The sequence below is a fragment of the Obesumbacterium proteus genome (genome assembly GCF_001586165.1).
Classification (GTDB): Bacteria; Pseudomonadota; Gammaproteobacteria; order Enterobacterales; family Enterobacteriaceae; genus Hafnia; species Hafnia protea.
Map to the genome: position 1 here is coordinate 2,541,763 of NZ_CP014608.1, position 26,037 is coordinate 2,567,799.

Here is a 26,037-nt window from a genome sequence, read left to right on the forward strand (position 1 = left end):
CCGCAGGGCGGATCTGCAAAGCGCGCGATCATACAACTTTTGACCAATATCGAAAATGATTTATGTTAAAAAGATCGCAATTAGAGCGCTTCTTATAACCTAAATAGCGTAAAGAGTCTATTTTATCGCCGTTAGGCCGCAATGTGTCCGAGCGCTTGCAAAAAAGCATGCGCAATCGGTGATTGCAGTTCGCGATGGTAGAGCGCATAGAGATCGGCGGGGATCGGCTGTTTTAGGGGAACAAACGTTACGCCTGGCCAGTGAATAAGCGAGCAGGTTTCCGGTAATAGCGCGATGCCCAAGCCTGCGCTGACCAACGCCAGCACAGTTTGCGGCTCCATGGCCTGTTGGGCAATGAGCGGATAGAAACCAGTTTGTACACAGTAATCATAAAGCTGTTGGGCAAAATCGCTGTGGCTGAATGAGAGTGAGATAAATGGGCGTTCGGCAAGCTGCATGAGGTCGAGGCTAGGGAACTGGCATAAAGGATCGTGCTCGAGCAACGCAACCATGACAGATTCGCGTGCAATATGCTGGTAGCAAATATTGGGCGTGGACTCTACGGCCACATTTCGGTTGATGCCGATATCAATGGTGTGTTGCATGATCTGCTCAATTTGTCGCTGCTGTGGCAGCTCATGCAACGTCCACGTGGCGTGGGGGTAATCCATGCGAAATGATTTTAGTGCGGGCAGCAGTGCGCCCCACAGCGCGGTACCGATAATGCCGATATTCAAGTGTTGGTTTTCATTGCGTCCTATCTGACGCACATAATTCAATGAGGTTTCTGTCGCATTCAAGATGCGATCGACCTCGGTCTTAAGCACGCGGCCAGCGTGCGTTAACGCCACTTTTCGGCTGTTACGTTCGAGCAGCTTCACCTCAAGAATGTCTTCCAGCTCTTTAATCTGCGTGCTGAGCGGCGGCTGGGAAATGTTCAGCAGTGCAGCGGCGCGGCCAAAATGCAGTTCATCCGCCAGTACCTGAAAATAGCGCAGCATACGCAGACTGATACGACCGTTGCTGTGTACGTGATGGGTGAGTTGGGCGATGGGCGTGGTTGGCATGAGGCACCTGAATGAAAAAAGGCAGTACTGCATGATGCAGACCGCCTTGGAGGGAGTCAAATAATCGGAAAAATATCGCTAGGCCGAGGCTTGGGTTGCTTTGGCATGAGAGATTTTTTCAGCACGGCTGAGTGCGATGGCGGCCAATAACGCAATCAGCAATAAACCATATGAAATTGCAGCAGTTCCCAATGCCCAATGCAGCCCGTAGTAGGAGTTCATCAGCGATGACACGGTTGCAAACAGCAATGTCCCCACGGTGCCACAGGTGAGTAGGGCAGAGATAAGGGTTGGCGGGCTGTGGCGCACCTGAAGTGAACCATAGCTCATCAATCCAGAGAATAAACCGGAGTTGAAGAAGCCAAATACGCCGCAGGCGACCATGATGAGCTGGGTATTTGTGCTGGTGGTAATCACTAAAATGGAGGCCATTCCGATCAGCGCGCAAGCCAGCAGGAAGGTGCGTAGTTTCATCAATTTGACGGTGAACTGGTTAACGAATAGACCCGTGGCTTTCGCCCACCAATAACAGGCCGTGAACAGCGCCGCGTTTTCCGGCGTGATGTGGAAACGATCTTGCAGATAGGTTGGTGTCCACATGGTGAAAATAGGTTCAGCCAATAAGAAGGCGAACAGCGCAAAGCAGAGCAGATAAATGGCCGCTCCCCAAGGTTCTGCCGTGGTTTGGACGGCGTTCGTTGAGGTTTCAGCCGGTGCTTCGGTGGTTGGGAAGCGGCTGCGCAAGGTGATGGACAACATCAAGGCACCGATTGCGCCCATAATCGCGTACATGGCTAACCAGTTTGCACCGAGTTTAAACATCCATGCGAGCACGACCGAGAGCGTTGCCCCCGCTAAACTGAAGAAAAAGTCGGTAAAAATCAGGCTAGAAGAACGTTTTTTCTCTTCAGGATTGATGCGAACCACCAAATAACTGCCGATTGTCATAAATACGCCCCCGCAGGCCCCAATCAAGGTGACGGCGACGCTGAATACGGTAAGCGTGGGGCTAAGAAACAGTACGATGCTGACGATCACGGTGACGGCGGATGCGACCACCAATGGCTTTTGCAGACCCCATTTTTTCATCAGGAGCCCGCCGAGCATGATTGGCAGGAACATCCCCAGATTCATCAGCGTAAACACCTGACCAATGAAGCTATAGTCTTTATGAAATGCGTCGCACAGCGGACCGAGTACGATACCCAAGGTAGAAACCAGTGCGCCCACAAAATAGTAACTGAGGTAGGAAATCGCGTTCATATTTACGCGAGAGAAAGATGACTCTGTCATAGCAAAACTCCAAGCCGGAGAATGAATAAGGCGGGCTTATGCTGCCCGCTATTGGCCTAAATTACTGCGCATAGCCCGCAACAAATGTACCGATCAGGCGGACAAAATCGTCGGTTACCATGGCGGCGCATTTCAACGTTTGTTCGTGCGAAAGCTCGACGTCGCTCAGACCCTCTGCCATGTTGGTGATGGCGGAAACCGCCAGCACTTTCAGGCCACAGTGGCGAGCCGCAATTACTTCTGGCACCACTGACATCCCGACTACGTCGCCGCCGATCATTTGCATCATGCGAATTTCGGCGGCGGTTTCGAAGTTAGGCCCCGGATAAGAAACGAATACGCCTTCGTGCAGTTTTAGTGATAAAGACTCGGCGGTTTGATGCAGGCGACTACGCAGATCGGCGTCATAGGCGTTGGCGAGGCTAAAGAAGCGCGGGCCAAAGCGTTCATCGTTGGGGCCTACCAGCGGCGTGGAAGGCATGGTGTTAATGTGATCGTTGAGTGCCACCAAGCTCCCAGCGGGAATACCGGTATTCAGAGAGCCGGCTGCATTGGTGCAAAACAGGAATTCACAGCCCAGCAGTTTGAAGGTGCGTACCGCTGGCGTCATGATCCCCATGCCTTTGCCTTCATAGAAATGACCGCGCCCTTTCATACAGACAACGTCTACGCCGTTGATGGAGCCCAACACTAACTCTCCCGCATGGCCGACGACGGTGCTGATGGGAAAACCGGGCAGATCCTGATAGGAAATAGCGACTTTGTTATCAAGCTGGTCGGCAAATACGCCTAAACCAGAGCCGAGAATGAGCGCAATGCGTGGTTTGAATCCGGGCTTAGCCGCGCGGATGATCTCTGCGGCATGAAAAGGGAAATTATCACAATGTGAGAAAGACATAGTCGACTCCAGAACAGGAAAGGTATGCCCGCATTGTGTGTATGGCTTCGATTGGCAATCCAATATTAAAAATGCTTTGATTGATTCGAAAATCGAATTGATAGCGCGTTTAGGCAATTTATATTTCAGATTCAGCGCATTGTGAAAGCGCCGAGGAAGAGGTGCTTGCAGACGGGTGCCAACTCAAATTGCCATTCTGTGATCGGAATCTCATTGGGGGATTCATTGACGGCAGTGTTGTCTTTGCGCATAAGTTAACGTAGTGATTGATTATTTGTGGGTGAAATCCATAGGGAGGCGGTCTTGCAAAAAGCACGATGTTATCTGTTAGGTGAACGCGCGGCGGTGTTAGAACTTGAGCCCCCTTTGTCTTTAGAAAGTCAAAAGCGTATTTGGTCGTTAACGACGCGCCTGCGTGAGTATCCGAACGTAGCGGAAGTCATTCCCGGCATGAACAACATTACGTTGTTGCTATCGGTACCGCAGGCCGATCCGGTTGGAGCGCTGGAAAAACTACAGCAGTGGTGGGAAGAGAGCGAGTCAGCCCAACCTGAAGTGCGCCACATTGATATTCCCGTGATTTATGGCGGAGCAGAAGGACCCGATCTCGAAGAGGTGGCTCGATTGCATAATCTGACTGCGCGTCAGACCGTTGAGCTGCACAGCAGCGCCGAATATGTGGTCTATTTCCTCGGTTTTCAGCCGGGATTTGGCTATTTGGGCGGGCTGCCTGAGGCGTTGCATACGCCACGGCGCGCCGTTCCCAGAGTTAAAGTGCCGCAGGGTTCGGTGGGCATCGGCGGCAGCCATACCGGCGTTTACCCGTTAGCGTCCCCCGGTGGCTGGCAGATTATTGGCAATACGCCGCTGGCGTTATTTGATCCTCAGGCTTCGTCATCAACCTTGCTACGCCCCGGTGATAGCGTGCGCTTTGTACCGCAGAAGGAGGGAGTATGTTGAAAATTATTCGTGCGGGTCTACAAACGACGGTACAGGATCAAGGGCGTCATGGTTTTCGTGGTCAAGGCGTGAGCTTAGGCGGTGCCTTGGATGCACCGGCGCTGTACGCCGCGAATATCTTGGTGGGAAATAAAGGCACTGACGCAGGGCTTGAGATTACCCTCGGTGAATGTTCGGTGGAGTTTGCCCGCGATGGCTGGATGGCATTAACCGGCGCGGGATGTGATGCCTATCTGGACCAGCAACGTATTTGGACCGGCTGGAATTATCCGGTTCGGGCAGGGCAGCGCTTGGTATTACACCGCCCTAAGCGCGGCATGCGCAGCTATCTTGCCGTTAGCGGAGGGATTGATGTACCCGAAGTGTTGGGATCGCGAAGCACCGATCTCACCGGGGGCTTTGGCGGATTGGAAGGGCGGAAATTAAAGGATGGCGATAGCTTGCCTTTAGGCGACATTCACTTTGTGCCGAAAAAATCGCAGGGTATTAAGCAACTGCTCTTCAACAACTATATCCGTGTATTACCGGGGCCAGAGTTTCAGGAATTTAGCCCGCAGGAACAGGACTTTTTCTGGCGTACTCCGTGGCACCTGAGCCCGCAAAGTAATCGTATGGGTTATCGCTTAACCGGACATTCGTTGAAGCGCGAGAGTTCACGCGAGATGTTTGCGCATGGTTTATTACCCGGCGTTATTCAGGTGCCTCACGGCGGTCAGCCGATTGTGTTGATGGCTGATGCGCAAACCACCGGCGGATATCCGCGTATCGCCTGTGTGATCGAAGCCGATCTCTATCATTTGGCACAGATCCGCCTAGGTGAGCCGATTCACTTTATTCGTTGTACGCTGGCACAGGCCCAGCAGGCTTATAAAGAGCAGAAAATTTATCTGCGCCAGCTTGAGCGAGGGATTCAGGGTGATTGATCTCAATGCGGATTTAGGCGAAGGCGGGGTGAATGACTATGCGCTGCTAAAGCTGGTCAGCTCAGCCAATATCGCCTGTGGATATCACGCCGGTGATGATGCGACCATGCGACAGTCGGTGATTTGGGCCAAGGAGTTGGGCGTCGCTATCGGCGCGCATCCGAGTTTCGCTGACCGAGAAAATTTTGGCCGCAGCCGTCAAAATCTGCATCCTGATGAAGTTTATCAGTTGGTCACTGAACAGCTTCATGCGCTCAATCGGCACTGTCTGGCACTGGGTGCAACTCTGCGGCACGTGAAACCCCATGGCATGCTCTACAACCAAGCCGCGGTTGAACCCGCGCTGGCGCATGCCATTGCGCGTGCCGTGCTGGATTTCAACCCTGCACTGCGTTTGGTTGGTCTGGCGGGTAGTGCGCTGATAAGTGAGGGGCAAGCCTTAGGCTTAACCACATGGCAGGAAGTTTTTGCCGATCGTAACTATCAGGCCGATGGATCTTTAGTTCCGCGCAGTGAACCCGATGCGTTGATCACCGATGACCAACAGGCACTACGACACACTATGATGATGGTGCAGCATCATCAGGTGGTGACCCCTAAGGGCGATATCGTGCCTGTTCAGGCTGACACCGTCTGTTTGCACGGCGACAATGCGCATGCGTTGGATTTCGCACGTTTACTACGCGCCCATTTTTCACAGCAAGGGATTAAGGTCAGCGCCGAGTGCGGTTTGGCACGCTATGCCGATCGCGCTATTCTGGCCTTAGGTTTTAGCCAGATTAAGAGAGTTCAGTGATGCCAGAAGGCCCAGAGATTCGTCGCGCTGCGGATAAGCTCACCGATGCCGTAGTAGGCAAAACGCTGACCGAGGTGTGGTTTGCGTTTCCGCAGTTAAAGCATTATCAATCACAGTTGGTTGGCGAAAAAATAGAAGATATTGAAACGCGTGGTAAAGCGCTGCTGACACACTTTTCCAATGGCTTAACCATGTATAGCCATAACCAGCTTTATGGGGTGTGGAAAATTGTTGATGCGGGCGAAACGCCGGATACCAAACGCGATCTGCGTGTTCGTCTTGAGACTGAAGATAAAGCCATTTTGTTGTATAGCGCGTCGGATATCACCATCGCACCGCGTGAGGAGATTGCGCAGCATCCCTTTTTACAACGCGTTGGACCGGATGTTTTAGATTTGCGACTGAATGCGGCGCAGGTCAAAGAGCGCTTGATGCAGCCAGCGTTTCGTCGTCGTCAGTTTGGCGGGTTATTGCTGGATCAGCGCTTTTTAGCGGGATTAGGTAATTATCTGCGGGTTGAGATTTTGTGGGATGCCGAACTGGCCCCAACGCATAACGCTCAGTCGCTGCGTGAAGATCAGCTTGAGCACCTATCTCATGCGCTGTTGGATATTCCTCGCCTTTCGTATAACACCCGTGGAACGATGGATGACGATGTGCATCACGGTGCACTGTTTCAATTCAAAGTTTTCCACCGCGCCGGTGAACCTTGTTTGCGCTGCGGCGAGATGATTGAGAAAACGATGATTTCGTCTAGACCGTTTTACTGGTGCCCGAATTGCCAGCGATGATGGTTAGGAATGATACGCCATCCCAGTCCTCCCCTTGGTCGGGGAGGGAGCAGATCGGAATAGGTTCTCGGTATGCTTCTCCCCCTGAAAAAGGGGGAGTCTAGGAGGGCGTTTTAGCGAAGTTATTTCTTCAACTGAGACTCAAACGGACGTTTGTCGTAACCGGTGTATAGCTGACGAGGACGCGCAATTTTAATGCCGTCGTCGTGCATTTCGTTCCAGTGGGCAATCCAGCCTACGGTACGTGCCATAGCGAAGATAACGGTAAACATGGAAGACGGAATACCCATGGCTTTCAAAATGATGCCTGAGTAGAAGTCGACGTTTGGATACAGTTTTTTCTCGATGAAGTACGGGTCGTTCAGCGCGATGTGTTCCAGTTCCATCGCCACTTCCAGCAGGTCATCTTGCAGATTCAATTCTTTCAGCACTTCGTGACAGGTTTCACGCATGACGGTAGCGCGTGGGTCATAGTTTTTATAAACACGGTGACCGAAGCCCATCAGGCGGAAAGAGTCGTTTTTGTCTTTGGCACGGCGAACGAATTCTGGAATGTGATCAACTGAGCTGATTTCTTCCAGCATTTTCAGTGCCGCTTCGTTTGCACCGCCGTGCGCAGGTCCCCACAGCGAGGCAATACCCGCAGCGATACAGGCAAACGGATTAGCGCCGGATGAGCCCGCAGTACGAACGGTCGAGGTTGATGCGTTTTGTTCGTGGTCAGCATGCAGGATCAAAATACGATCCATTGCGCGCTCAAGAATTGGGTTGACCACATACTCTTCACACGGCGTTGAGAACATCATGTTCAAGAAGTTGCCGGAGTAAGACAGGTCATTCTTCGGATAAACAAACGGTTGGCCGAGTGAATACTTGTAGCACATCGCCGCCAGCGTTGGCATTTTAGACAACAGACGATAAGCCGCAATCTCACGATGGCGCTCGTTATTAACGTCTAAAGAGTCGTGATAGAACGCCGCCAGAGAAGCGGTTACACCGCACATCACCGCCATTGGGTGAGAGTCGCGACGGAAACCGTGGAACAGACGGGTAATCTGTTCGTGGATCATGGTGTGGCGCGTGACCGTGGTTTTAAAGGTTTCGTACTCTTTTGGCGTTGGCGCTTCGCCGTAAAGCAGAATGTAGCAAACTTCCAAGTAGTTGGAGTTTTTTGCCAGCTCATCGATTGGGAAACCGCGATGCAGCAGGATACCTTCGTCACCGTCGATATAGGTGATTTTGGATTCGCAAGAGGCCGTGGAGGTAAATCCTGGGTCAAACGTGAAGTAGCCTTTTGAACCGAGGCTACGAATATCAATCTCTTCCGCGCCCAACGTGCCCGAAAGTACATCAAGTTCAATTGTTTCGGAATCGAGCGTCAGCGTCGCTTTCTTGTTAGCCATTACAGTCTCCTTAGCGCCTCTAGATTTAAGAACCATTAACGACCGACACCGTTAGTGTGTACCAGCCTCCCTGTTAGCGGTTCTTCGCGCTCTGTTGACCACCGTCGAATGTCGTGGGGGTCTTAAATTATAGGGTACAGAGTGCAATTTATCCTGCTAACGGCCAGTTTGTCGTTCGACGACTACTCGCTCGTCGATGTTTAGAATGTTAATGATTCGTTGGTATTCTTTATAACATAATTAATTATTGCCTACGTTAAACCCATGGGTATTCACATATCCCACTGTTGCATAACTTTGCACTGGGGGAAAGAGTTTGCTCATCAATAGTACAACGTAGGTCTATTCGCCATCCTGTTGTAACGGAAATGTTGATTCCTTGTCAAATCATGTAATTAATTTTGGCGTATTTGTTACTTTCGTGACTCATGTCACTGTTCCGGTCAAATGTCTTTAATCAGGTTGTATTCGAATTGTAATCAAATTGTGATACTTCTATACTGCCGCCAGGTCTCCGGGACTTATTGTTTTTTAGGGTTGTACCCTCTAAGAAACTGCCCTGAAGTAGGAGCACCCAGCGTGAATATGAAACGCGCCGTTTTAGCACGGTGGAAGCTGTAGGCGCGTGACGTGAAGGATTACCCAACTTATTGGGTTGCGATAGGTAAACGCCGAAGCAACTTTAATCAGATAGGTAAAGCGCTGCTTGACCCCGCCCAGGCCCGGAGGAAGGAAAAATAATAAAAGAGCTGTGTGGGCGCTATGATAAAAAATGTCAAAAAGCTTTCAAAAAAACAAAGACCCGTCAATCTGGATCTGCAAACGATCCGATTTCCCGTCACTGCGATAGCCTCCATATTACACCGCGCTTCAGGTGTGATTACCTTTGTATCACTCGGTATTCTGCTTTGGTTACTGGGACTTTCCCTCTCTTCTCCAGAAGGGTTCGTTCAGGCCGCAGCGGTTATGGATAGCTTTATCGTTAAATTCATCGTGTGGGGGATCCTCACCGCATTGGCGTACCACATCTGTGGTGGTATTCGTCACATGCTGATGGATTTTGGCTACATCGAAGAGAGTTTCGCCGCAGGTAGTCGCACAGCTTATGTTTCATTTGCGATCACCGTCGTACTTTCTATTTTAGCTGGAGTCCTCGTATGGTAACCCCAAACTCAAAAACCAGTGCATCAGCCTTAGGCCGTAATGGTATTCATGATTGGTTACTGCTGCGTGCGGCGGCCATCGTTATTACCTTATATGTTCTCTACATTCTCGGTTTTATCTTCACCGCAGATTCCTTGACCTATGAAATCTGGCGCGGATTCTTCGCCTCTAACATCACTAAAGTCTTTACCGTGCTCACGTTGGTATCCATTTTGGCTCACGCCTGGATTGGTATGTGGCAAGTGTTAACGGATTACATTAAACCGCTGGCATTACGGCTGATTCTTCAGCTCGTTATCGTTGTCGCGCTGGTGGTTTATTTGGTTTACGGAACATTAGTTGTGTGGGGTGCCTAACATGAGTCAGTCAGTTAGTGGTCTTGAAGTAAGAGAATTTGATGCTGTTGTTATCGGTGCGGGTGGCGCAGGTATGCGTGCCGCGCTGCAAATTTCCCAGATGGGACTGTCTTGCGCCCTGTTATCTAAAGTATTCCCAACGCGTTCTCATACCGTATCCGCTCAGGGCGGTATTACGGTTGCACTGGGTAACACCCATGAAGATAACTGGGAATGGCATATGTATGACACGGTGAAAGGTTCCGACTATATCGGTGACCAAGACGCCATTGAATATATGTGTAAAACCGGCCCAGAGGCGATTCTAGAATTAGAACACATGGGGCTGCCATTCTCGCGTTTGGACGATGGCAAAATTTATCAGCGTCCGTTTGGTGGCCAGTCTAAAAACTTTGGCGGCGAGCAAGCGGCACGTACCGCAGCGGCGGCTGACCGTACTGGTCATGCGCTGTTGCATACGCTTTATCAGCAGAACCTGAAAAACCACACCACGATTTTCTCCGAGTGGTACGCGCTGGATCTGGTGAAAAACCAAGACGGCGCCGTGGTTGGGACAACGGCTATCTGTATCGAAACCGGTGAAGTCGTTTACTTCAAAGCAAAAGCCACTATTTTGGCGACCGGCGGTGCAGGACGTATTTACCAGTCAACCACTAACGCGCATATCAACACCGGTGACGGCGTGGGTATGGCGCTGCGTGCTGGGGTTCCGGTACAGGATATGGAAATGTGGCAGTTCCACCCAACCGGTATCGCCGGTGCGGGGGTTCTGGTTACCGAAGGTTGTCGTGGTGAAGGCGGTTATCTGCTGAATAAACACGGCGAGCGTTTCATGGAGCGCTATGCGCCAAACGCGAAAGACCTTGCAGGCCGCGACGTGGTTGCACGTTCCATCATGATTGAAATTCGTGAAGGCCGTGGCTGCGATGGTCCTTGGGGTCCGCATGCCAAACTGAAACTGGATCATCTGGGCAAAGATGTGCTTGAAGCGCGCTTGCCGGGGATCTTGGAACTGTCGCGTACCTTTGCGCACGTGGATCCGGTGAAAGAGCCGATCCCTGTTATCCCAACCTGCCACTATATGATGGGTGGGATCCCAACCAAAGTGACGGGCCAAGCATTAACCGTGAATGAGAAGGGTGAAGACGTCGTGATCCCTGGACTGTTTGCGGTTGGCGAAATTGCCTGCGTATCGGTTCATGGTGCTAACCGTCTAGGCGGTAACTCACTGCTCGACCTCGTGGTATTTGGCCGTTCTGCTGGCCTGCATTTACAAGAGTGTCTGACCGAGCAAGGTCCAAGCCGCGATGCGAGTGAATCTGATATCGAAGCTTCTCTGGATCGTATGAATCGTTGGAACAACACCCGCAGCGGTGAAGATCCAGTGCAAATCCGTAAAGATCTCCAGTCTTGCATGCAGCACAATTTCTCGGTATTCCGCGAAGGTGATGCGATGGCGAAAGGCTTGGAAGAGCTGAAAGTGATCCGTGAGCGCCTGAAAAATGCGCGTCTGGACGATACTTCTAGCGATTTCAATACCCAACGCGTTGAGTGCTTGGAATTGGATAACCTGATGGAAACTGCTTTTGCGACCGCAGTTTCAGCGAACTTCCGTACCGAAAGCCGTGGCGCACATAGCCGCTTTGACTTCCCGGATCGTGATGACGCCAACTGGCTGTGCCATAGCCTGTATCTGCCGCAAACCGAGAGCATGACACGCCGCAGCGTGAACATGGAACCTAAGCTACGTCCGGCGTTCCCGCCGAAGATCCGTACTTATTGATTGTTCCATCAATCACTCGGTTAGTTACCCATTTTTTGCGGAGAAACGGTCATGAAAGTAGAGTTTTCTGTATATCGCTATAACCCGGACGTCGATAACGCGCCACGGATGCAAGATTACACCCTAGAGGCCGAAGAAGGCCGCGACATGATGCTGCTCGATGCGCTGATCTTGCTTAAAGAGCAGGATCCAACGCTGGCCTTCCGTCGCTCTTGCCGTGAAGGGGTTTGCGGTTCTGACGGTGTGAATATGAACGGTAAGAACGGACTGGCTTGTATCACGCCGGTTTCAACCCTACAGCGTTCAGGCAAAAAAATTGTGATCCGTCCGCTGCCAGGTTTGCCTGTCGTGCGCGATCTGGTCGTCGATATGGGGCAGTTTTACACCCAATACGAAAAAATTAAGCCTTATCTGCTTAACGACGGTAAAAATCCTCCGGCACGTGAGCATTTGCAGATGCCGGAACAGCGTGAGAAGTTAGATGGTTTGTACGAATGTATTCTTTGTGCATGCTGTTCAACCTCATGCCCATCGTTCTGGTGGAACCCAGATAAGTTTATCGGCCCAGCGGGTCTACTGGCATCGTATCGTTTCTTAATCGATAGCCGTGACACCGAAACGGATAGCCGTTTAGACGATTTAGATGACGCTTTCAGCGTATTCCGCTGCCACAGCATCATGAACTGCGTCAATGTGTGTCCAAAAGGCTTGAATCCGACCCGTGCAATTGGTCATATTAAGTCTATGTTGCTCCACCGCAGTGCGTAAGGCTTTCCCCGTCGTACTTCAAGCTGCGTGGGTGTTGGCTGCGTTTGTTCACCCTAGTCACATAGTTATCTATGTTGCTAGGGCTTCACAAACTTGCCGCCTACATGCAACTCGAATTATTTAGGGGATATTTATTTAAAATTCCAGCGCTTAGCGTTGGATTTATGCGAACCTCTCCCTCCTTGAAAAGGGAGGATGAGAGGGGTTGCAATAGGTAGTACTAAGACGCAAGACACATTTTTGCAACAGGTGATGTATCTTCGTCACAAAAAGCACATAGAGTCATCTGACGATAGGTGCAATTACTATAAGATAGTTACGGTAAAGTAATTGCGATGTATGTAATTACGATAAATGTTTTTAATAACACTCGGTTGGATGCGAGCATTTGTTAAAAGCATGATGTTTATCACGGCGAAAACTAAAGCTGAAAACAGCTTAAGGGATCATGATGCAGAACGGCGCAATGAAGGCCTGGCTGGATTCCTCCTATCTGGCGGGCGCAAACCAGTCCTACATAGAGCAGCTCTATGAAGACTATCTCACCGATCCTGACTCGGTGGATCTGAGCTGGAAGGAAATTTTCCAACAGTTGCCGACGATCGGCCTGAAATCGGAACAATTCCACTCTCAAACACGAGACTACTTCCGCCGTCTGGCGAAAGACCCGTCCCGGTTTAATCTCTCTCTAAACGACCCTGATACGGATGCTAAGCAGGTCAAGGTGTTGCAGATGATCAACGCCTTCCGTTTCCGCGGTCATCAGCAAGCCAATCTGGATCCATTAGGTTTGTGGAAGCAGGATGCGGTGCCCGATCTGGAACCGTCCTACCACAACCTGACCGAAGAAGATTTTGATCAGACGTTCAACGTTGGTTCTTTTGCCATCGGCAAAGAGACAATGAAGCTGTCCGATCTGTATCAGGCGCTTAAGCAGACTTATTGTGGTTCCATCGGTGCAGAATATATGCACATCACCAACACGGAAGAAAAACGTTGGATTCAGCAACGTTTGGAATCTGTTGTCGGTCAGCCTTCCTTTACTCAAGAAGAAAAACAGCGTTTCCTGCGTGAGTTAACCGCAGCGGAAGGGCTGGAGCGCTATCTGGGAGCAAAATTCCCTGGCGCGAAACGCTTCTCACTGGAAGGCGGCGACGCGTTGGTGCCTATGCTCAAAGAGCTGATCCGTCATGCCGGTAAGAACGGCACGCGTGAAGCCGTTCTCGGGATGGCGCACCGTGGCCGTCTGAACGTGCTGATTAACGTGCTGGGTAAAAAACCGCAGGATCTGTTCGACGAATTTGCCGGTAAACATAAAGAACACCTCGGTGCCGGTGACGTTAAGTACCATATGGGCTTCTCGTCTGACGTTGAAACCGAAGGCGGTCTGGTGCATCTGGCGTTGGCGTTTAACCCATCGCATCTGGAAATTGTGAGTCCTGTGGTCATGGGGTCGGTACGTGCCCGTCGCGATCGTCTGGATGAAGCGCGTAGCAATATGGTTCTGCCAATCACCATTCACGGTGATGCGGCAATCGCAGGCCAAGGCATTGTGCAGGAAACGCTGAACATGTCTCAGGCGCGTGGTTACGAAGTGGGCGGTACCGTTCGCATCGTTATCAACAACCAAATCGGGTTTACCACCTCTAATCCGAAAGATGCGCGTTCAACTCAGTACTGTACTGACATCGCGAAAATGGTTCAGGCACCAATCTTCCACGTTAACGCGGATGATCCTGAAGCCGTTGCCTTTGTAACGCGTTTGGCCCTCGATTTCCGTAACACCTTTAAACGTGATGTGATGATCGATCTGGTGTGCTACCGCCGCCATGGTCATAACGAAGCTGATGAGCCAAGTGCAACCCAGCCGGTTATGTATCAGAAAATCAAAAAACATCCGACCCCGCGTAAAATTTACGCAGATAAGCTGACCGAGCAGAGCGTTGCCTCTCTCGAAGATGCCACGGAAATGGTTAACCTGTATCGTGACGCGTTGGATCGCGGCGAGTGTGTGGTGGACGAGTGGCGTCCGATGAACATGCATACCTTCACATGGTCTCCTTATCTGAACCATGAGTGGGATGAAGTTTATCCAAGCACCGTTGAGCTGAAACGCTTGCAGGATTTGGCTCGTCGTATCAGCCGTGCACCAGAATCGGTTGAAATGCAGTCGCGTGTGGCCAAAATTTATGGCGACCGTGCCGAGATGGCTGAAGGTAACAAACTGTTTGACTGGGGCGCAGCTGAAAACTTGGCTTATGCCACCTTAGTGGATGAAGGTGTTCCAGTACGTATTTCTGGCGAAGACTGCGGGCGTGGTACGTTCTTCCACCGCCATTCAGTGATTCATAATCAGAAAGATGGCTCCGTTTATATTCCGCTAGAAAACGTGCATAACGGCCAAGGTGATTTCAAAGTTTGGGACTCCGTGCTGTCTGAGGCCGCTGTTTTAGCCTTTGAATATGGTTATGCCACCGCAGAACCTCGCACGCTGACCATCTGGGAAGCGCAGTTTGGTGACTTTGCCAACGGTGCGCAGGTGGTGATTGACCAGTTCATCAGCTCTGGCGAGCAGAAGTGGGGTCGTCTGTGTGGTTTAGTGATGCTGTTGCCACATGGCTATGAAGGCCAAGGCCCTGAGCACTCCTCTGCGCGTTTAGAACGCTATCTGCAGCTGTGCGCTGACCAGAATATGCAGGTTTGTATTCCGTCTACGCCGGCTCAGGTTTATCACATGCTACGTCGTCAGGCGCTGCGAGGAATGCGTCGCCCTCTGATTGTGATGTCGCCTAAATCCTTGCTGCGCCATCCGTTAGCAGTATCTTCTTTGGAAGAACTGGCAAACGGCAGCTTCCAGCCGGTGATTGGCGAGATTGATGAAATCGATCCAAAAGACGTTAAGCGTGTGGTGATGTGTTCCGGCAAGGTTTACTACGACCTGTTGGAACAACGTCGCAAAAACGAACAGAAAGACGTGGCGATTGTGCGTATCGAACAGCTGTATCCATTCCCTCACCAGGCGATTCAGGATGCATTTGCCCCTTATGCCCACGTACACGATTTTGTCTGGTGCCAGGAAGAACCACTGAACCAAGGTGCTTGGTACTGTAGCCAGCATAACTTCCGTGAAGTGATTCCTTTTGGAGCATCGTTGCGTTATGCGGGGCGTGCGGCATCGGCTTCGCCGGCTGTGGGTTATATGTCGGTTCACCAGAAACAGCAGCAAGATCTGGTTAACGACGCGCTGAACGTGGAATAAGAGTCTGGGCGCATAAGCGCCCAGTTCTGCAAAAAAATTGGTTATAAAAAAGGATATAGCATGAGTAGCGTAGAAATTCTGGTCCCTGACCTACCTGAATCCGTTGCCGACGCTACGGTTGCAACGTGGCACAAAAAACCGGGCGATACCGTTGCCCGCGATGAAGTGATCGTTGAAATTGAAACCGACAAAGTTGTTCTGGAAGTGCCAGCGCCGGAAGCCGGCATTATGGATGCCATTCTGGAAGAAGAGGGTGCAACCGTACTTTCTCGCCAGCTGCTGGGCCGTTTGCGCCCGGCTGATGTATCCGGCAAACCGACCACTGACAAAGCGCAATCGTCTGAATCAACACCGGCTTCACGCCATACGGCGGATCTGGAAGACGGTAGCAGCGATGCACAAGGCCCAGCCATTCGCCGCCTGTTAGCCGAGCATTCTCTGAATGCCGCTGACATCAAAGGCACCGGTGTGGGTGGCCGTCTGACCCGTGAAGACGTTGACAAACATTTAGCTTCAGCACCAAAAGCAGCCAAAGCGGCTGAGCCAGAAGCACCAGCTGCGGCTCCGTTAGGCGCTCGTACTGAAAAACGCGTTCCGATGACTCGCCTGCGTAAGCGTGTGGCTGAGCGTTTGCTGGAAGCGAAAAACAGCACTGCGATGTTGACGACCTTTAACGAAGTCAACATGAAGCCAATCATGGACATGCGTAAGCAGTACGGCGAAGCGTTTGAGAAACGCCACGGTGTGCGTCTGGGCTTTATGTCGTTCTACATCAAAGCGGTGTTGGAAGCGCTGAAGCGTTACCCAGAAGTGAACGCCTCTATTGATGGCGAAGATGTGGTTTATCACAACTACTTCGACGTCAGCATTGCCGTATCCACGCCGCGTGGCTTGGTAACGCCGGTGCTGCGCAACGTTGATACGTTGGGTATGGCTGACATTGAGAAAAATATTAAAGAACTCGCGGTGAAAGGTCGTGATGGCAAACTGAAAGTTGAAGAACTGACCGGTGGTAACTTCACTATTACCAACGGCGGCGTATTCGGCTCTCTGATGTCTACTCCGATCATCAACCCACCGCAGAGCGCGATTCTGGGCATGCACGCTATCAAAGATCGTCCGATGGCGGTGAATGGTCAGGTTGTGATCCTGCCAATGATGTATCTGGCTCTGTCTTACGATCATCGCCTGATCGATGGACGCGAATCCGTAGGCTTCTTGGTTACGGTGAAAGAGATGCTGGAAGATCCGGCTCGTCTGCTGCTGGACGTATAAGCCAAGTCTCCTCCCCGTGCTCCTTTCAGGTGTGCGGGGGATGGAGAACCCCTACTGAAGTAAAGACGCTATGCACTGATTCGCTAACAGCGGGTCATATCCACAAATATAATTAAATGGATAGAACATCATGAATCTACACGAATATCAGGCCAAACAACTGTTTGCTCGGTATGGTCTACCGGCACCGGTCGGTTATGCCTGCACCACACCTCGCGAAGCAGAAGAAGCAGCATCCAAAATCGGTTCCGGCCCGTGGGTGGTGAAATGTCAGGTTCACGCTGGTGGCCGCGGTAAAGCGGGCGGCGTTAAGCTGGTTAAATCTAAAGAAGAGATCCGTGCTTTTGCTGAGAACTGGTTAGGTAAGCGTTTAGTCACTTACCAGACAGATGCGCTGGGTCAGCCGGTTCACCAGATTCTGGTGGAAGGCGCAACGGACATTGATAAAGAGCTGTATCTGGGCGCGGTTGTCGACCGTGGCACGCGTCGCGTGGTGTTCATGGCATCCACCGAAGGCGGCGTGGAAATTGAGAAAGTGGCTGATGAAACGCCACACTTGATCCATAAAACTGCACTGGATCCATTAACGGGTCCACAGCCTTATCAAGGCCGCGAGCTGGCATTTAAACTGGGTTTGACGGGCAAACAAGTCGGTCAATTCACCAAAATCTTTATGGGCTTGGCAACGCTGTTCCTTGAGCGCGATCTGGCTTTGGTTGAGATTAACCCGCTGGTTATCACCAAGCAGGGCGATCTGATCTGTTTAGACGGCAAACTGAGCGCTGACGGCAATGCGCTGTTCCGTCAGGCTGAGCTGCGTGAAATGCGCGATCCTTCTCAGGAAGATGCGCGTGAGTCTCAGGCTGCACAGTGGGAACTGAACTACGTTGCGCTAGACGGCAACATCGGTTGCATGGTTAACGGTGCGGGCTTGGCGATGGGTACCATGGACATCGTTAAATTGCACGGCGGCGAACCGGCTAACTTCTTAGACGTTGGCGGCGGTGCAACGAAAGAGCGCGTGACCGAAGCGTTCAAAATTATTCTCTCCGATGAGAAAGTGAAAGCGGTTCTGGTCAATATCTTCGGCGGCATTGTGCGCTGTGACCTGATCGCCGATGGGATTATCGGTGCTGTGGCTGAAGTGGGCGTTAACGTACCGGTTGTGGTGCGTTTAGAAGGTAACAACGCTGAGCTGGGTGCGAAAAAACTGGCTGACAGCGGTCTGAATATTATTGCAGCGAAAAGCTTAACGGATGCTGCGCAGCAGGTTGTTGCTGCCGTGGAGGGGAAATAATGTCCATTTTAATTAATAAAGATACCAAAGTGATCTGCCAAGGTTTTACCGGCAGTCAGGGCACCTTCCATTCTGAACAGGCTTTAGCCTACGGTACCAAATTAGTTGGCGGTGTTACGCCAGGTAAAGGCGGCACCGAGCATCTGGGCCTGCCGGTATTTAATACCGTGCGTGAAGCGGTTGAAACGACAGGTGCAACGGCGTCGGTTATCTATGTTCCTGCGCCTTTCTGCAAAGACTCTATTCTGGAAGCGATTGATGCAGGCATTAAGCTGATCATCTGTATCACTGAAGGCATCCCGACGCTGGATATGCTGGTGGTGAAAGCGAAGCTGGAGCAGAGCGAAGCACGCATGATCGGTCCAAACTGCCCAGGCGTTATCACTCCGGGTGAATGTAAGATCGGTATCATGCCTGGTCACATCCATCTGCCGGGTAAAGTGGGTATCGTGTCTCGTTCTGGCACCTTGACCTATGAAGCCGTTAAGCAAACGACAGATATCGGTTTTGGCCAGTCTAGCTGTGTCGGTATCGGCGGCGATCCAATCCCAGGCTCTAACTTCATCGATATCCTGAAACTGTTCCAGGAAGATCCGCAGACTGAAGTGATTGTGATGATTGGTGAAATCGGCGGTAACGCTGAAGAAGACGCTGCTGCATACATTAAAGAGCATGTGACTAAGCCAGTTGTGGGCTACATCGCGGGTGTTACTGCGCCTAAAGGTAAACGTATGGGCCACGCTGGTGCCATTATTGCCGGTGGGAAAGGCACTGCGGACGAAAAATTTGCAGCGTTGGAAGCGGCTGGGGTGAAAACCGTTCGCAGCTTGGCCGAAATTGGCAACGCAGTGAAAACAGTATTGCGTTAAGTCTTGTTCAAACATCAGGTTTGAACGCTGTTTTATTGAAAGAAACAGAAAAGTTTCGACATGTTGGGTCACTTCGGTGGCCCTTTTTTATACCCAGAACAACGATATCTCTTATCGTGGCGAAATGAGCTCGGTCATTATTTACCACACAGTGAAAGTGGCGATATTTTATGCTACATCAACTCCTGTTTATCACTTCTTCCATCATTAACTTCTCACCTGTTTACGTAACGTTTCCGCTTTGCTTACTGACGATTTGTCACGTTGCTTTATTACTCTGTTATTGAAAATGGTATGCAATGAAAATAAAAAATCACGCAAAAGAAACAGCGCATCGAATAAATAACAATAAATTAACAATAAGTAACCATGGATACGTTTATGATACTTTTACTTAACATAGATCAATGAAATTCCTATAAAAAAATGCCAGAAATAGTGCCTTAAACAGTGTGTTTTGCTAATCTTGTCGCAGATCAATTTTAGGTAATTATAATCATTTGCCTAAAACGTGACCTAAATACACAAATCTAATTCCTAACATGAAAATACCTATTTATTGTGTGGGAATGGCGGGGTACTATTTACTCGTCTGTAATACTGAGTCGTTTTTATTGTTATATTTGTTATCTTCCTTCGGTTTTTCGTTTCAAACGTTTTCTGAACTATGCTGATGGAGAGGTTTTTACCTCAACATCCGTTGCTAAGATTTGGAAAGCGTAGGCTGCCGAGAATTGGGGGAGGTTCCAATTTGTTGTTGAAGGGCATTCACTGCTGGTAGTTATGTGACTTCCGTACTCGAACGGGAGCCGTGTTGCCGCAAGTCGGAGTCTTCCTGCGAGGAGCAAGGAGTCAAGATGTTGGATATTGTCGAACTGTCACGGTTACAGTTTGCCTTAACGGCGATGTACCACTTCCTGTTTGTGCCACTAACGCTGGGTATGGCGTTCTTGTTGGCCATCATGGAAACGGTATACGTTCTTACGGGCAAGCAAGTTTATAAAGATATGACTAAGTTCTGGGGCAAGTTGTTTGGTATCAACTTTGCGCTTGGGGTTGCCACGGGTTTAACCATGGAATTCCAGTTCGGGACTAACTGGTCATACTATTCCCATTACGTTGGAGACATCTTTGGTGCGCCGCTGGCCATTGAAGGGTTGATGGCGTTCTTCCTTGAATCTACCTTTGTTGGTCTGTTCTTCTTTGGCTGGGATCGTCTGGGCAAAGTACAGCACTTAGCGGCCACTTGGTTAGTTGCGTTAGGTTCCAACCTGTCTGCACTGTGGATTCTGGTCGCTAACGGTTGGATGCAGAACCCAATTGCATCGGATTTCAACTTTGAAACCATGCGTATGGAAATGGTGAGCTTCTCTGAGCTGGTATTAAACCCAGTTGCTCAGGTGAAATTCGTTCACACCGTTTCTGCGGGCTATGTTACCGGCGCCATGTTCGTTCTGGGCATCAGCTCCTACTACTTGCTGAAAGGCCGTGATTTCGCCTTTGCTAAGCGTTCATTTGCTATCGCCGCGGCATTTGGTCTGGCAGCGTCTCTGTCTGTTATCGTTCTGGGTGATGAATCCGGTTACGAGATGGGTGACGTACAGAAAACCAAACTGGCAGCGATTGAAGCAGAGTGGGAAACCCAACCGGCCCCAGCATCGTTTACTCTGTTTGGTATCCCTAATCAGGAAACCATGACCAACGAATATGCGATTCATATTCCTTACGCACTGGGTCTGATCGCGACGCGTTCGCTTGATCAGCAGGTGACTGGCCTGAAAGAGCTGATGGCTCAGCATCAGGTTCGTATCCGTAATGGTATGAAAGCTTACGAGTTGCTGCAGGAACTGCGGACCGGTAACACCGATCCTACCGTGCGTGATGCCTTCAACAAAACCAAGCAGGACTTGGGCTACGGTATGCTGCTGAAGCGTTATACCGAGAACCCATCTCAGGCGAGCGAAGAGCAGATTCAGGCCGCAACTAAAGACTCTATTCCTAAAGTTGCTCCGTTGTACTTTGCCTTCCGCATCATGGTGGCATGTGGCTTTGCGCTGTTGCTGATCATTGCGCTGTCCTTCTGGAGCGTTGTCCGCGGTAACGTGGGTAAAAAACGCTGGTTGCACCGTGCGGCATTGCTGGGTATTCCTTTACCTTGGATTGCCTGTGAAGCGGGCTGGTTCGTTGCTGAGTACGGCCGTCAACCATGGGCTATCGGTGAAGTATTGCCGACCGCGGTGGCGAACTCTTCTCTGACAACGGGCGATCTGCTGTTCTCCATTATTCTGATCTGCGGTCTGTACACGCTGTTCTTAGTCGCAGAAATGTATTTGATGTTCAAATTTGCTCGCCTGGGGCCAAGCAGCCTGAAGAGCGGTCGTTATCATTTTGAACAGACGAATGCAGTAGAAGCGCGCTAACAGGAGTCCACGCTATGTTTGATTATGAAGTATTGCGATTTGTCTGGTGGCTGCTCGTTGGTGTGCTGCTGATTGGATTCGCAGTCACCGATGGTTTTGATATGGGGGTAGGTGTGCTCTCCCGTATCATCGGTAAGACCGATACCGAACGCCGTATTATGATTAACGCGGTTGCCCCTCACTGGGAAGGTAACCAAGTTTGGCTGGTGACCGCGGGTGGTGCGCTGTTTGCTGCATGGCCAATGGTTTACGCGGCTGCATTCTCCGGCTTCTACGTTGCTATGATTTTAGTGCTGGCGTCATTGTTCTTCCGTCCGGTTGGCTTTGATTACCGCTCTAAGATCGAGAGCACTCGCTGGCGTAACATGTGGGACTGGGGCATCTTTATTGGTAGCCTCGTGCCTGCATTAGTTTTCGGCGTGGCATTCGGTAACCTGCTGTTGGGCGTTCCGTTCCATATTGATGAATACCTGCGTCTTTACTACACAGGCAACTTCTTCCAACTGCTGAATCCGTTTGGTCTGTTGGCAGGTGTGGTTAGCTTGACGATGTTGCTGGCTCAGGGCGCAACTTATTTGCAAATGAAAACCTCGGGCGAAGTGCACTTGCGCTCTCGTACTGCGGCGCAGATTTGTTCTCTGGTGATGGCGGTAGCGTTCTTGCTGGCAGGCGTTTGGCTGGTGAAAGGCATCGATGGTTATGTGATTACTTCGGCTATCGATACTACGGCACAGTCTAACCCGCTGCGTAAAGAAGTGGCTCATCAGGCCGGTGCATGGCTGTTGAACTTCAACAAGTATCCAATCCTGTGGGCTCTGCCTGCGCTGGGTGTGGTACTGCCGTTGCTGACAACGTTGTGCTCACGCGTTGAGAAGGGGGGCTGGGCGTTCCTGTTCTCCTCTCTGACCATTGCCTGTGTGATCCTGACCGCCGGTGTGACTATGTTCCCGTTCGTGATGCCTTCTATCACCAACCCAAGCATGAGTCTGACCATGTGGGATGCGACGTCTAGCTTGCTGACTCTGCAAGTGATGACCGTGGTTGCGATTATTTTTGTTCCAATTGTGCTGCTGTACACCATCTGGTGTTACTACAAAATGTTCGGCCGCTTGGACAAAAAATATATCGAAGAAAACACGCACTCACTTTATTAAGGAGCGATAACCATGTGGTATTTTGCCTGGATTTTAGGAACGCTTCTGGCTTGTTTCTTCGCTATCATCACTGCGATGGCGATTGAAAACAGCGAAGCCAAGGCAACGGCGAAAGACGCCGAGTAATGGCTAACTTATCTGATAAGCTCTATCAGATCATGGACAAGGGCCCGTTACGGGCCCTTTCATTGGTTCTGGCATTAGTGGTGGCGTTTTGTGTTTTTTGGGACCCATCGCGTTTTGCCGCCAAGACCAGTGAGCTTGAGATTTGGCAAGGGCTATTAATTATGTGGGCGGTTTGCGCTGGTGTGATACATGGCGTAGGTTTTCGTCCTTACCGCAGTCTGTGGAAAGCCGTGTTTTCTCCATTGCCTGCCGTGATTATTCTACTGGCCGGTTTGTTACACTTCTTCAGTTAACGTCAAGAACGGTTAGTAATTCTTCAAAATAATTATGGGTCCATGATTGATCCATAATTATTTTCGTTCTCATCTACCTCCCCCATTCCCAACCCGTTTTCAAGTGAGTATAGTAACCGCGTTAATTTGCATTTCTGAGATGTAGAGTGAGCATTATGATGTTCCGATGGCCGGTACGTGTATATTACGAAGACACGGACGCCGGGGGCGTGGTTTATCACGCACGATACGTCGCTTTTTATGAAAGAGCGCGCACAGAGATGCTGCGCCAACATAATTTCAGTCAGCAACAATTGCTGAGTGAGCATGTCGCTTTTGCTGTCCGTCGCATGACGGTAGAGTATCTGTCACCTGCACGTCTGGATGACATGCTGGAGGTAGAGACTGAGATTACCGCCATACGAGGGGCTTCTCTCACGTTTGCCCAACGTATCATCAATTCGCAAGGCAAAATTTTAAGCCAAGCTGATGTGTTGGTTGCATGCATCGATCAAAACCAAATGAAGCCTATTGCGCTTCCCAAGTCTATTGTCGCGGAGTTTAAGCAGTGACTGACATGAACATGTTCGATTTATTTTTGAAGGCGAGCCTGCTGGTAAAGCTTATCATGCTGGTTTTGGTGTGCTTCTCTATCGCCTCTTGGGCCATCATCATTCAGCGTACTCGCATCTTGAATGCGGCCACGCGTGATGCTGAAGCCTTCGAAGATAAATTCTGGTCGGGAATTGAGTTATCTCGTCTGTATCAGGAAAGCCAAACTCGCCGTGATAGCCTGACTGGCTCAGAGCAAATCTTCCATTCTGGTTTTAAAGAGTTTGCGCGTTTACACCGTGTAAACAGCCACGCTGCGGATGGCGTGATTGAAGGCGCAACGCGTGCGATGCGCATTTCATTAAATCGCGAAGTTGAAGGTTTGGAAACGCATATCCCATTCTTGGGTACCGTCGGTTCAATCAGCCCGTATATCGGCCTGTTCGGTACCGTTTGGGGGATTATGCATGCCTTTATCGGTTTGGGTGCTGTTAAACAGGCAACCCTGCAAATGGTTGCTCCAGGTATTGCAGAAGCATTGATCGCAACGGCGATCGGTCTGTTTGCTGCAATTCCAGCGGTTATGGCCTACAACCGTCTGAATCAGCGTGTGAATAAGCTTGAACAGAATTACACCAATTTTATGGAAGAGTTCATTGCCATTCTGCACCGTCAGGCTTTTGCTACCGAATCTAAATAAGTAGGAGGTTAGCATGGCGAGATCAAGTGGCCGTCGCGAGCTCAAATCTGAAATTAACATCGTTCCGTTACTGGACGTGTTATTAGTTCTGGTACTGATTTTTATGGCGACAGCGCCAATTATCACCCAGAGCGTAGAGGTTGATTTACCCGACGCAACGGATTCAAAAACGGTAAGCACTAACGACAATCCACCGGTTATCGTTGAAGTGTCTGGCATCGGCCAATATGCGGTTGTGGTTGATCATAATCGTATGGAACAGCTGCCAGCGGAGCAGGTTGTTGCGGAAGCGCAATCTCAGCTTAAAGCTAATCCAAAAACCGTATTTTTGATCGGTGGTGCTAAAGATGTACCTTATGACGAAATCATTAAGGCGCTGAATCTTTTGCATCAGGCAGGCGTAGCCTCTGTAGGGTTAATGACGCAGCCGATCTGATTGCTGTAAAAAAGCATGAAATCCGTGTTGGAATTCCTGTACTAAAGCGCTAGCATGCAGCCTGTTTATAGGCTGCGTGTTGCATTTTGCGCAGAGGATATTTGGCACTTAATTTGTTTAACTGAGCTTTTGGAAACCGGCTCCGGGATACTGGCTCTTGGAAACTGAATCGTGGTAAAGGCATCTGAGAAAAACGATAAGCTAAATCGCTCTGTCATCGTTTCAATCATTTTGCATATTGTCCTGATAGCGTTATTAGTCTGGGGCTCAATGATGCAGGATTCAACGATAAGTGCTGGCGGCGGCGGTGGCGGCGGTTCTGCCATTGACGCGGTCATGGTTGATTCCGGTGCAATGGTTCAACAGTATAATGATCGCCAGCAACAGCAGCAAAGTGATGCGCGTCGTGCAGAACAGCAGCGTAAAAAACAAGCCGAAAAGCAGGCTGAAGAACTACAACAAAAACAGGCTGAGGAACAGCAGCGTCTAAAAGAGCTGGAAAAAGAGAGAATTCAGGCGCAGGAAGATGCTAAACAAGCTGCAGAAGACGCCAAACAGGCGGCTGAAGAAGCTAAAAAGCAGGCTGCGGAAGAAGTGAAAAAGGCAGCAGAAGAAGCTAAGAAAGAGGCTGCTTTAGCAGCGGCTAAAGCGAAACAGGAAGTTGCCAAAGAGGCGGCGGTTGCAGCCGCTGCCGCGAAGAAACAAGCGGAAGAAGAAGTTAAGAAAGCGGCAGCAGAGGCGAAGAAACAGGCCGAAGCTGAAGCAAAAAAACAAGCTGCAGCTGATGCTAAGAAAGCCGCTGAAGAAGCCAAAAAACAGGCTGCTGATGAGGCGAAGAAGGCGGCTGAAGACGCTAAGAAAGAAGCCGCAGCTGAAGCGAAAAAACAAGCTGCCGCGGATGCTAAAGCGAAAGCAGATACTGAAGCTAAAGCTGCAGCCGCTGCGAAAAAAGCCGCAGATGCCAAGAAAAAGGCCGATGCTGCCGCCGCTGCGAAAGCCGCAGAAGGTGTTGACGACCTGTTTGATGGCCTTGCTGATGGCAAAAACGCGCCGAAGGGTGGGGGAGCCGCAGGTGCTGCGGGGACTTCTGGCAAAGCTGGCGCGGCAGGAAAAGGTAATAGCAAAACGAGTGGAGCTTCTGGCGCAGATATCAGTAACTACGCTGGACAGATTCAAGCGGCGATTGAAAGTAAGTTCCATACAGATCCGAGCTTTAGCGGCAAAGTATGTAACCTGCGTATTAAGCTCGCGTCGGATGGCATGCTGTTAAGCGTGACTTCTGAAGGTGGCGATCCTGCGCTTTGTCAGGCGGCGGTTGCAGCAGCGAGAATGGCGAAATATCCTAAGCCGCCAAGTGACGCCATTTACCAGATATTTAAAAATGCGCCCGTTGATTTTAAACCGAATTGATTTGACTAATTTTGTTTGAATAACAGTGCATTAGATAAAGCCAAAGTAAAGCAACATATAGTGAA

Annotated in this window: 23 protein-coding genes and 1 pseudogene; 20 read left to right on the forward strand and 4 right to left on the reverse strand. The window is 50.4% G+C overall.

Annotation, left to right across the window (positions count from 1 at the left end):
* Window positions 1–131 precede the first annotated feature (131 nt).
* From DSM2777_RS12080 to xapA, 3 genes are all read right to left on the reverse strand, one after another.
* The gene (locus DSM2777_RS12080) at window positions 132–1,067 is read right to left on the reverse strand and encodes a LysR family transcriptional regulator (RefSeq protein WP_061554078.1); all 936 of its coding nucleotides are present in this window, start codon (window positions 1,065–1,067) and stop codon (window positions 132–134) included.
* Between the two features lie 78 nt (window positions 1,068–1,145).
* Window positions 1,146–2,360 (reverse strand): MFS transporter TsgA, encoded by a 1,215-nt coding sequence (tsgA, locus tag DSM2777_RS12085; RefSeq protein ID WP_061554079.1) that lies wholly within the window; start codon window positions 2,358–2,360, stop codon window positions 1,146–1,148.
* A 61-nt stretch (window positions 2,361–2,421) separates the two neighbouring features.
* A complete protein-coding gene (xapA, locus tag DSM2777_RS12090; protein WP_061554080.1) occupies window positions 2,422–3,258 on the reverse strand; it encodes a xanthosine phosphorylase in 837 nt (278 codons plus the stop codon).
* Between the two features lie 303 nt (window positions 3,259–3,561).
* On the opposite strand from xapA, the gene pxpB reads away from it, so the two are divergent.
* The 4 genes and pseudogenes from pxpB (at window position 3,562) to nei (ending at window position 6,728) form a co-directional block, all read left to right on the forward strand.
* The gene (gene pxpB / locus DSM2777_RS12095; protein WP_061554081.1) at window positions 3,562–4,218 is read left to right on the forward strand and encodes a 5-oxoprolinase subunit PxpB; all 657 of its coding nucleotides are present in this window, start codon (window positions 3,562–3,564) and stop codon (window positions 4,216–4,218) included.
* Window positions 4,212–5,141: a 5-oxoprolinase subunit PxpC gene (gene pxpC, locus DSM2777_RS12100; protein WP_061554082.1), complete on the forward strand. Its 930-nt coding sequence runs from the start codon at window positions 4,212–4,214 to the stop codon at window positions 5,139–5,141. Before pxpB ends, pxpC begins: the two co-directional genes overlap by 7 nt.
* Window positions 5,134–5,865: pseudogene (pxpA, locus tag DSM2777_RS12105) on the forward strand (5-oxoprolinase subunit PxpA); the annotation flags it as partial. The gene pxpC and the pseudogene pxpA, both read left to right, overlap by 8 nt.
* Before the next feature lie 71 nt (window positions 5,866–5,936).
* Window positions 5,937–6,728 carry an endonuclease VIII gene (gene nei / locus DSM2777_RS12110; RefSeq protein WP_025800703.1) on the forward strand — a complete coding sequence of 264 codons (792 nt, stop codon included), beginning with the start codon at window positions 5,937–5,939 and terminating at the stop codon, window positions 6,726–6,728.
* A gap of 122 nt (window positions 6,729–6,850) precedes the next feature.
* Here the strand turns inward: nei and DSM2777_RS12115 are convergent, their stop codons facing one another.
* Window positions 6,851–8,131: a citrate synthase gene (locus tag DSM2777_RS12115; RefSeq protein ID WP_040045725.1), complete on the reverse strand. Its 1,281-nt coding sequence runs from the start codon at window positions 8,129–8,131 to the stop codon at window positions 6,851–6,853.
* Window positions 8,132–8,893: 762 nt separating this feature from the next.
* Here DSM2777_RS12115 and sdhC point away from each other — a divergent pair.
* The 16 genes from sdhC (at window position 8,894) to tolA (ending at window position 25,972) form a co-directional block, all read left to right on the forward strand.
* Window positions 8,894–9,295, forward strand: a complete 402-nt coding sequence (sdhC, locus tag DSM2777_RS12120) for a succinate dehydrogenase cytochrome b556 subunit (RefSeq protein WP_025800705.1) — start codon at window positions 8,894–8,896, stop codon at window positions 9,293–9,295.
* Window positions 9,289–9,651 (forward strand): succinate dehydrogenase membrane anchor subunit, encoded by a 363-nt coding sequence (gene sdhD / locus DSM2777_RS12125; protein ID WP_025800706.1) that lies wholly within the window; start codon window positions 9,289–9,291, stop codon window positions 9,649–9,651. Before sdhC ends, sdhD begins: the two co-directional genes overlap by 7 nt.
* Before the next feature lies 1 nt (window position 9,652).
* On the forward strand, window positions 9,653–11,434 hold the full coding sequence (gene sdhA / locus DSM2777_RS12130; RefSeq protein ID WP_043491886.1) for a succinate dehydrogenase flavoprotein subunit: 1,782 nt from the start codon (window positions 9,653–9,655) through the stop codon (window positions 11,432–11,434).
* Window positions 11,435–11,485: 51 nt separating this feature from the next.
* A complete protein-coding gene (locus DSM2777_RS12135) occupies window positions 11,486–12,202 on the forward strand; it encodes a succinate dehydrogenase iron-sulfur subunit (RefSeq protein ID WP_025800708.1) in 717 nt (238 codons plus the stop codon).
* 451 nt (window positions 12,203–12,653) lie between these two features.
* Window positions 12,654–15,461: a 2-oxoglutarate dehydrogenase E1 component gene (gene sucA, locus DSM2777_RS12140; protein WP_025800709.1), complete on the forward strand. Its 2,808-nt coding sequence runs from the start codon at window positions 12,654–12,656 to the stop codon at window positions 15,459–15,461.
* A 60-nt stretch (window positions 15,462–15,521) separates the two neighbouring features.
* Window positions 15,522–16,736, forward strand: a complete 1,215-nt coding sequence (odhB, locus tag DSM2777_RS12145; RefSeq protein ID WP_025800710.1) for a 2-oxoglutarate dehydrogenase complex dihydrolipoyllysine-residue succinyltransferase — start codon at window positions 15,522–15,524, stop codon at window positions 16,734–16,736.
* A 130-nt stretch (window positions 16,737–16,866) separates the two neighbouring features.
* Window positions 16,867–18,033, forward strand: a complete 1,167-nt coding sequence (gene sucC, locus DSM2777_RS12150) for an ADP-forming succinate--CoA ligase subunit beta (RefSeq protein ID WP_025800711.1) — start codon at window positions 16,867–16,869, stop codon at window positions 18,031–18,033.
* The gene (gene sucD / locus DSM2777_RS12155; RefSeq protein WP_040045727.1) at window positions 18,033–18,902 is read left to right on the forward strand and encodes a succinate--CoA ligase subunit alpha; all 870 of its coding nucleotides are present in this window, start codon (window positions 18,033–18,035) and stop codon (window positions 18,900–18,902) included. Before sucC ends, sucD begins: the two co-directional genes overlap by 1 nt.
* Window positions 18,903–19,759: 857 nt before the next feature.
* A complete protein-coding gene (gene cydA, locus DSM2777_RS12160; protein ID WP_046457347.1) occupies window positions 19,760–21,322 on the forward strand; it encodes a cytochrome ubiquinol oxidase subunit I in 1,563 nt (520 codons plus the stop codon).
* A gap of 14 nt (window positions 21,323–21,336) precedes the next feature.
* The gene (gene cydB / locus DSM2777_RS12165) at window positions 21,337–22,476 is read left to right on the forward strand and encodes a cytochrome d ubiquinol oxidase subunit II (protein WP_061554083.1); all 1,140 of its coding nucleotides are present in this window, start codon (window positions 21,337–21,339) and stop codon (window positions 22,474–22,476) included.
* A 12-nt stretch (window positions 22,477–22,488) separates the two neighbouring features.
* Window positions 22,489–22,602 carry a cytochrome bd-I oxidase subunit CydX gene (cydX, locus tag DSM2777_RS12170; protein WP_020303871.1) on the forward strand — a complete coding sequence of 38 codons (114 nt, stop codon included), beginning with the start codon at window positions 22,489–22,491 and terminating at the stop codon, window positions 22,600–22,602.
* The gene (gene ybgE, locus DSM2777_RS12175) at window positions 22,602–22,895 is read left to right on the forward strand and encodes a cyd operon protein YbgE (RefSeq protein WP_025800715.1); all 294 of its coding nucleotides are present in this window, start codon (window positions 22,602–22,604) and stop codon (window positions 22,893–22,895) included. Before cydX ends, ybgE begins: the two co-directional genes overlap by 1 nt.
* A 146-nt stretch (window positions 22,896–23,041) precedes the next feature.
* Window positions 23,042–23,446 (forward strand): tol-pal system-associated acyl-CoA thioesterase, encoded by a 405-nt coding sequence (gene ybgC, locus DSM2777_RS12180; protein ID WP_122974894.1) that lies wholly within the window; start codon window positions 23,042–23,044, stop codon window positions 23,444–23,446.
* Between the two features lie 5 nt (window positions 23,447–23,451).
* Window positions 23,452–24,126: a Tol-Pal system protein TolQ gene (gene tolQ, locus DSM2777_RS12185; RefSeq protein WP_202209954.1), complete on the forward strand. Its 675-nt coding sequence runs from the start codon at window positions 23,452–23,454 to the stop codon at window positions 24,124–24,126.
* 13 nt (window positions 24,127–24,139) lie between these two features.
* A complete protein-coding gene (gene tolR / locus DSM2777_RS12190) occupies window positions 24,140–24,562 on the forward strand; it encodes a colicin uptake protein TolR (protein WP_004096609.1) in 423 nt (140 codons plus the stop codon).
* A 171-nt stretch (window positions 24,563–24,733) separates the two neighbouring features.
* Window positions 24,734–25,972, forward strand: a complete 1,239-nt coding sequence (gene tolA / locus DSM2777_RS12195) for a cell envelope integrity protein TolA (RefSeq protein ID WP_025800717.1) — start codon at window positions 24,734–24,736, stop codon at window positions 25,970–25,972.
* Window positions 25,973–26,037 lie beyond the last annotated feature (65 nt).

Coding starts and splice junctions, on each gene's coding strand:
- sucA (WP_025800709.1), top strand. CDS start 12,654: ATGCAGAACGGCGCAATGAAGGCCTGGCTGGATTCCTCCTATCTGGCG.
- sdhC (WP_025800705.1), top strand. CDS start 8,894: ATGATAAAAAATGTCAAAAAGCTTTCAAAAAAACAAAGACCCGTCAAT.
- tsgA (WP_061554079.1), bottom strand. CDS start 2,360: ATGACAGAGTCATCTTTCTCTCGCGTAAATATGAACGCGATTTCCTAC.
- sdhD (WP_025800706.1), top strand. CDS start 9,289: ATGGTAACCCCAAACTCAAAAACCAGTGCATCAGCCTTAGGCCGTAAT.
- DSM2777_RS12135 (WP_025800708.1), top strand. CDS start 11,486: ATGAAAGTAGAGTTTTCTGTATATCGCTATAACCCGGACGTCGATAAC.
- DSM2777_RS12115 (WP_040045725.1), bottom strand. CDS start 8,131: ATGGCTAACAAGAAAGCGACGCTGACGCTCGATTCCGAAACAATTGAA.
- xapA (WP_061554080.1), bottom strand. CDS start 3,258: ATGTCTTTCTCACATTGTGATAATTTCCCTTTTCATGCCGCAGAGATC.
- tolQ (WP_202209954.1), top strand. CDS start 23,452: ATGAACATGTTCGATTTATTTTTGAAGGCGAGCCTGCTGGTAAAGCTT.
- tolR (WP_004096609.1), top strand. CDS start 24,140: ATGGCGAGATCAAGTGGCCGTCGCGAGCTCAAATCTGAAATTAACATC.
- cydB (WP_061554083.1), top strand. CDS start 21,337: ATGTTTGATTATGAAGTATTGCGATTTGTCTGGTGGCTGCTCGTTGGT.
- nei (WP_025800703.1), top strand. CDS start 5,937: ATGCCAGAAGGCCCAGAGATTCGTCGCGCTGCGGATAAGCTCACCGAT.
- odhB (WP_025800710.1), top strand. CDS start 15,522: ATGAGTAGCGTAGAAATTCTGGTCCCTGACCTACCTGAATCCGTTGCC.
- pxpC (WP_061554082.1), top strand. CDS start 4,212: ATGTTGAAAATTATTCGTGCGGGTCTACAAACGACGGTACAGGATCAA.
- DSM2777_RS12080 (WP_061554078.1), bottom strand. CDS start 1,067: ATGCCAACCACGCCCATCGCCCAACTCACCCATCACGTACACAGCAAC.
- ybgE (WP_025800715.1), top strand. CDS start 22,602: ATGGCTAACTTATCTGATAAGCTCTATCAGATCATGGACAAGGGCCCG.
- cydX (WP_020303871.1), top strand. CDS start 22,489: ATGTGGTATTTTGCCTGGATTTTAGGAACGCTTCTGGCTTGTTTCTTC.
- sdhA (WP_043491886.1), top strand. CDS start 9,653: ATGAGTCAGTCAGTTAGTGGTCTTGAAGTAAGAGAATTTGATGCTGTT.
- sucD (WP_040045727.1), top strand. CDS start 18,033: ATGTCCATTTTAATTAATAAAGATACCAAAGTGATCTGCCAAGGTTTT.
- sucC (WP_025800711.1), top strand. CDS start 16,867: ATGAATCTACACGAATATCAGGCCAAACAACTGTTTGCTCGGTATGGT.
- cydA (WP_046457347.1), top strand. CDS start 19,760: ATGTTGGATATTGTCGAACTGTCACGGTTACAGTTTGCCTTAACGGCG.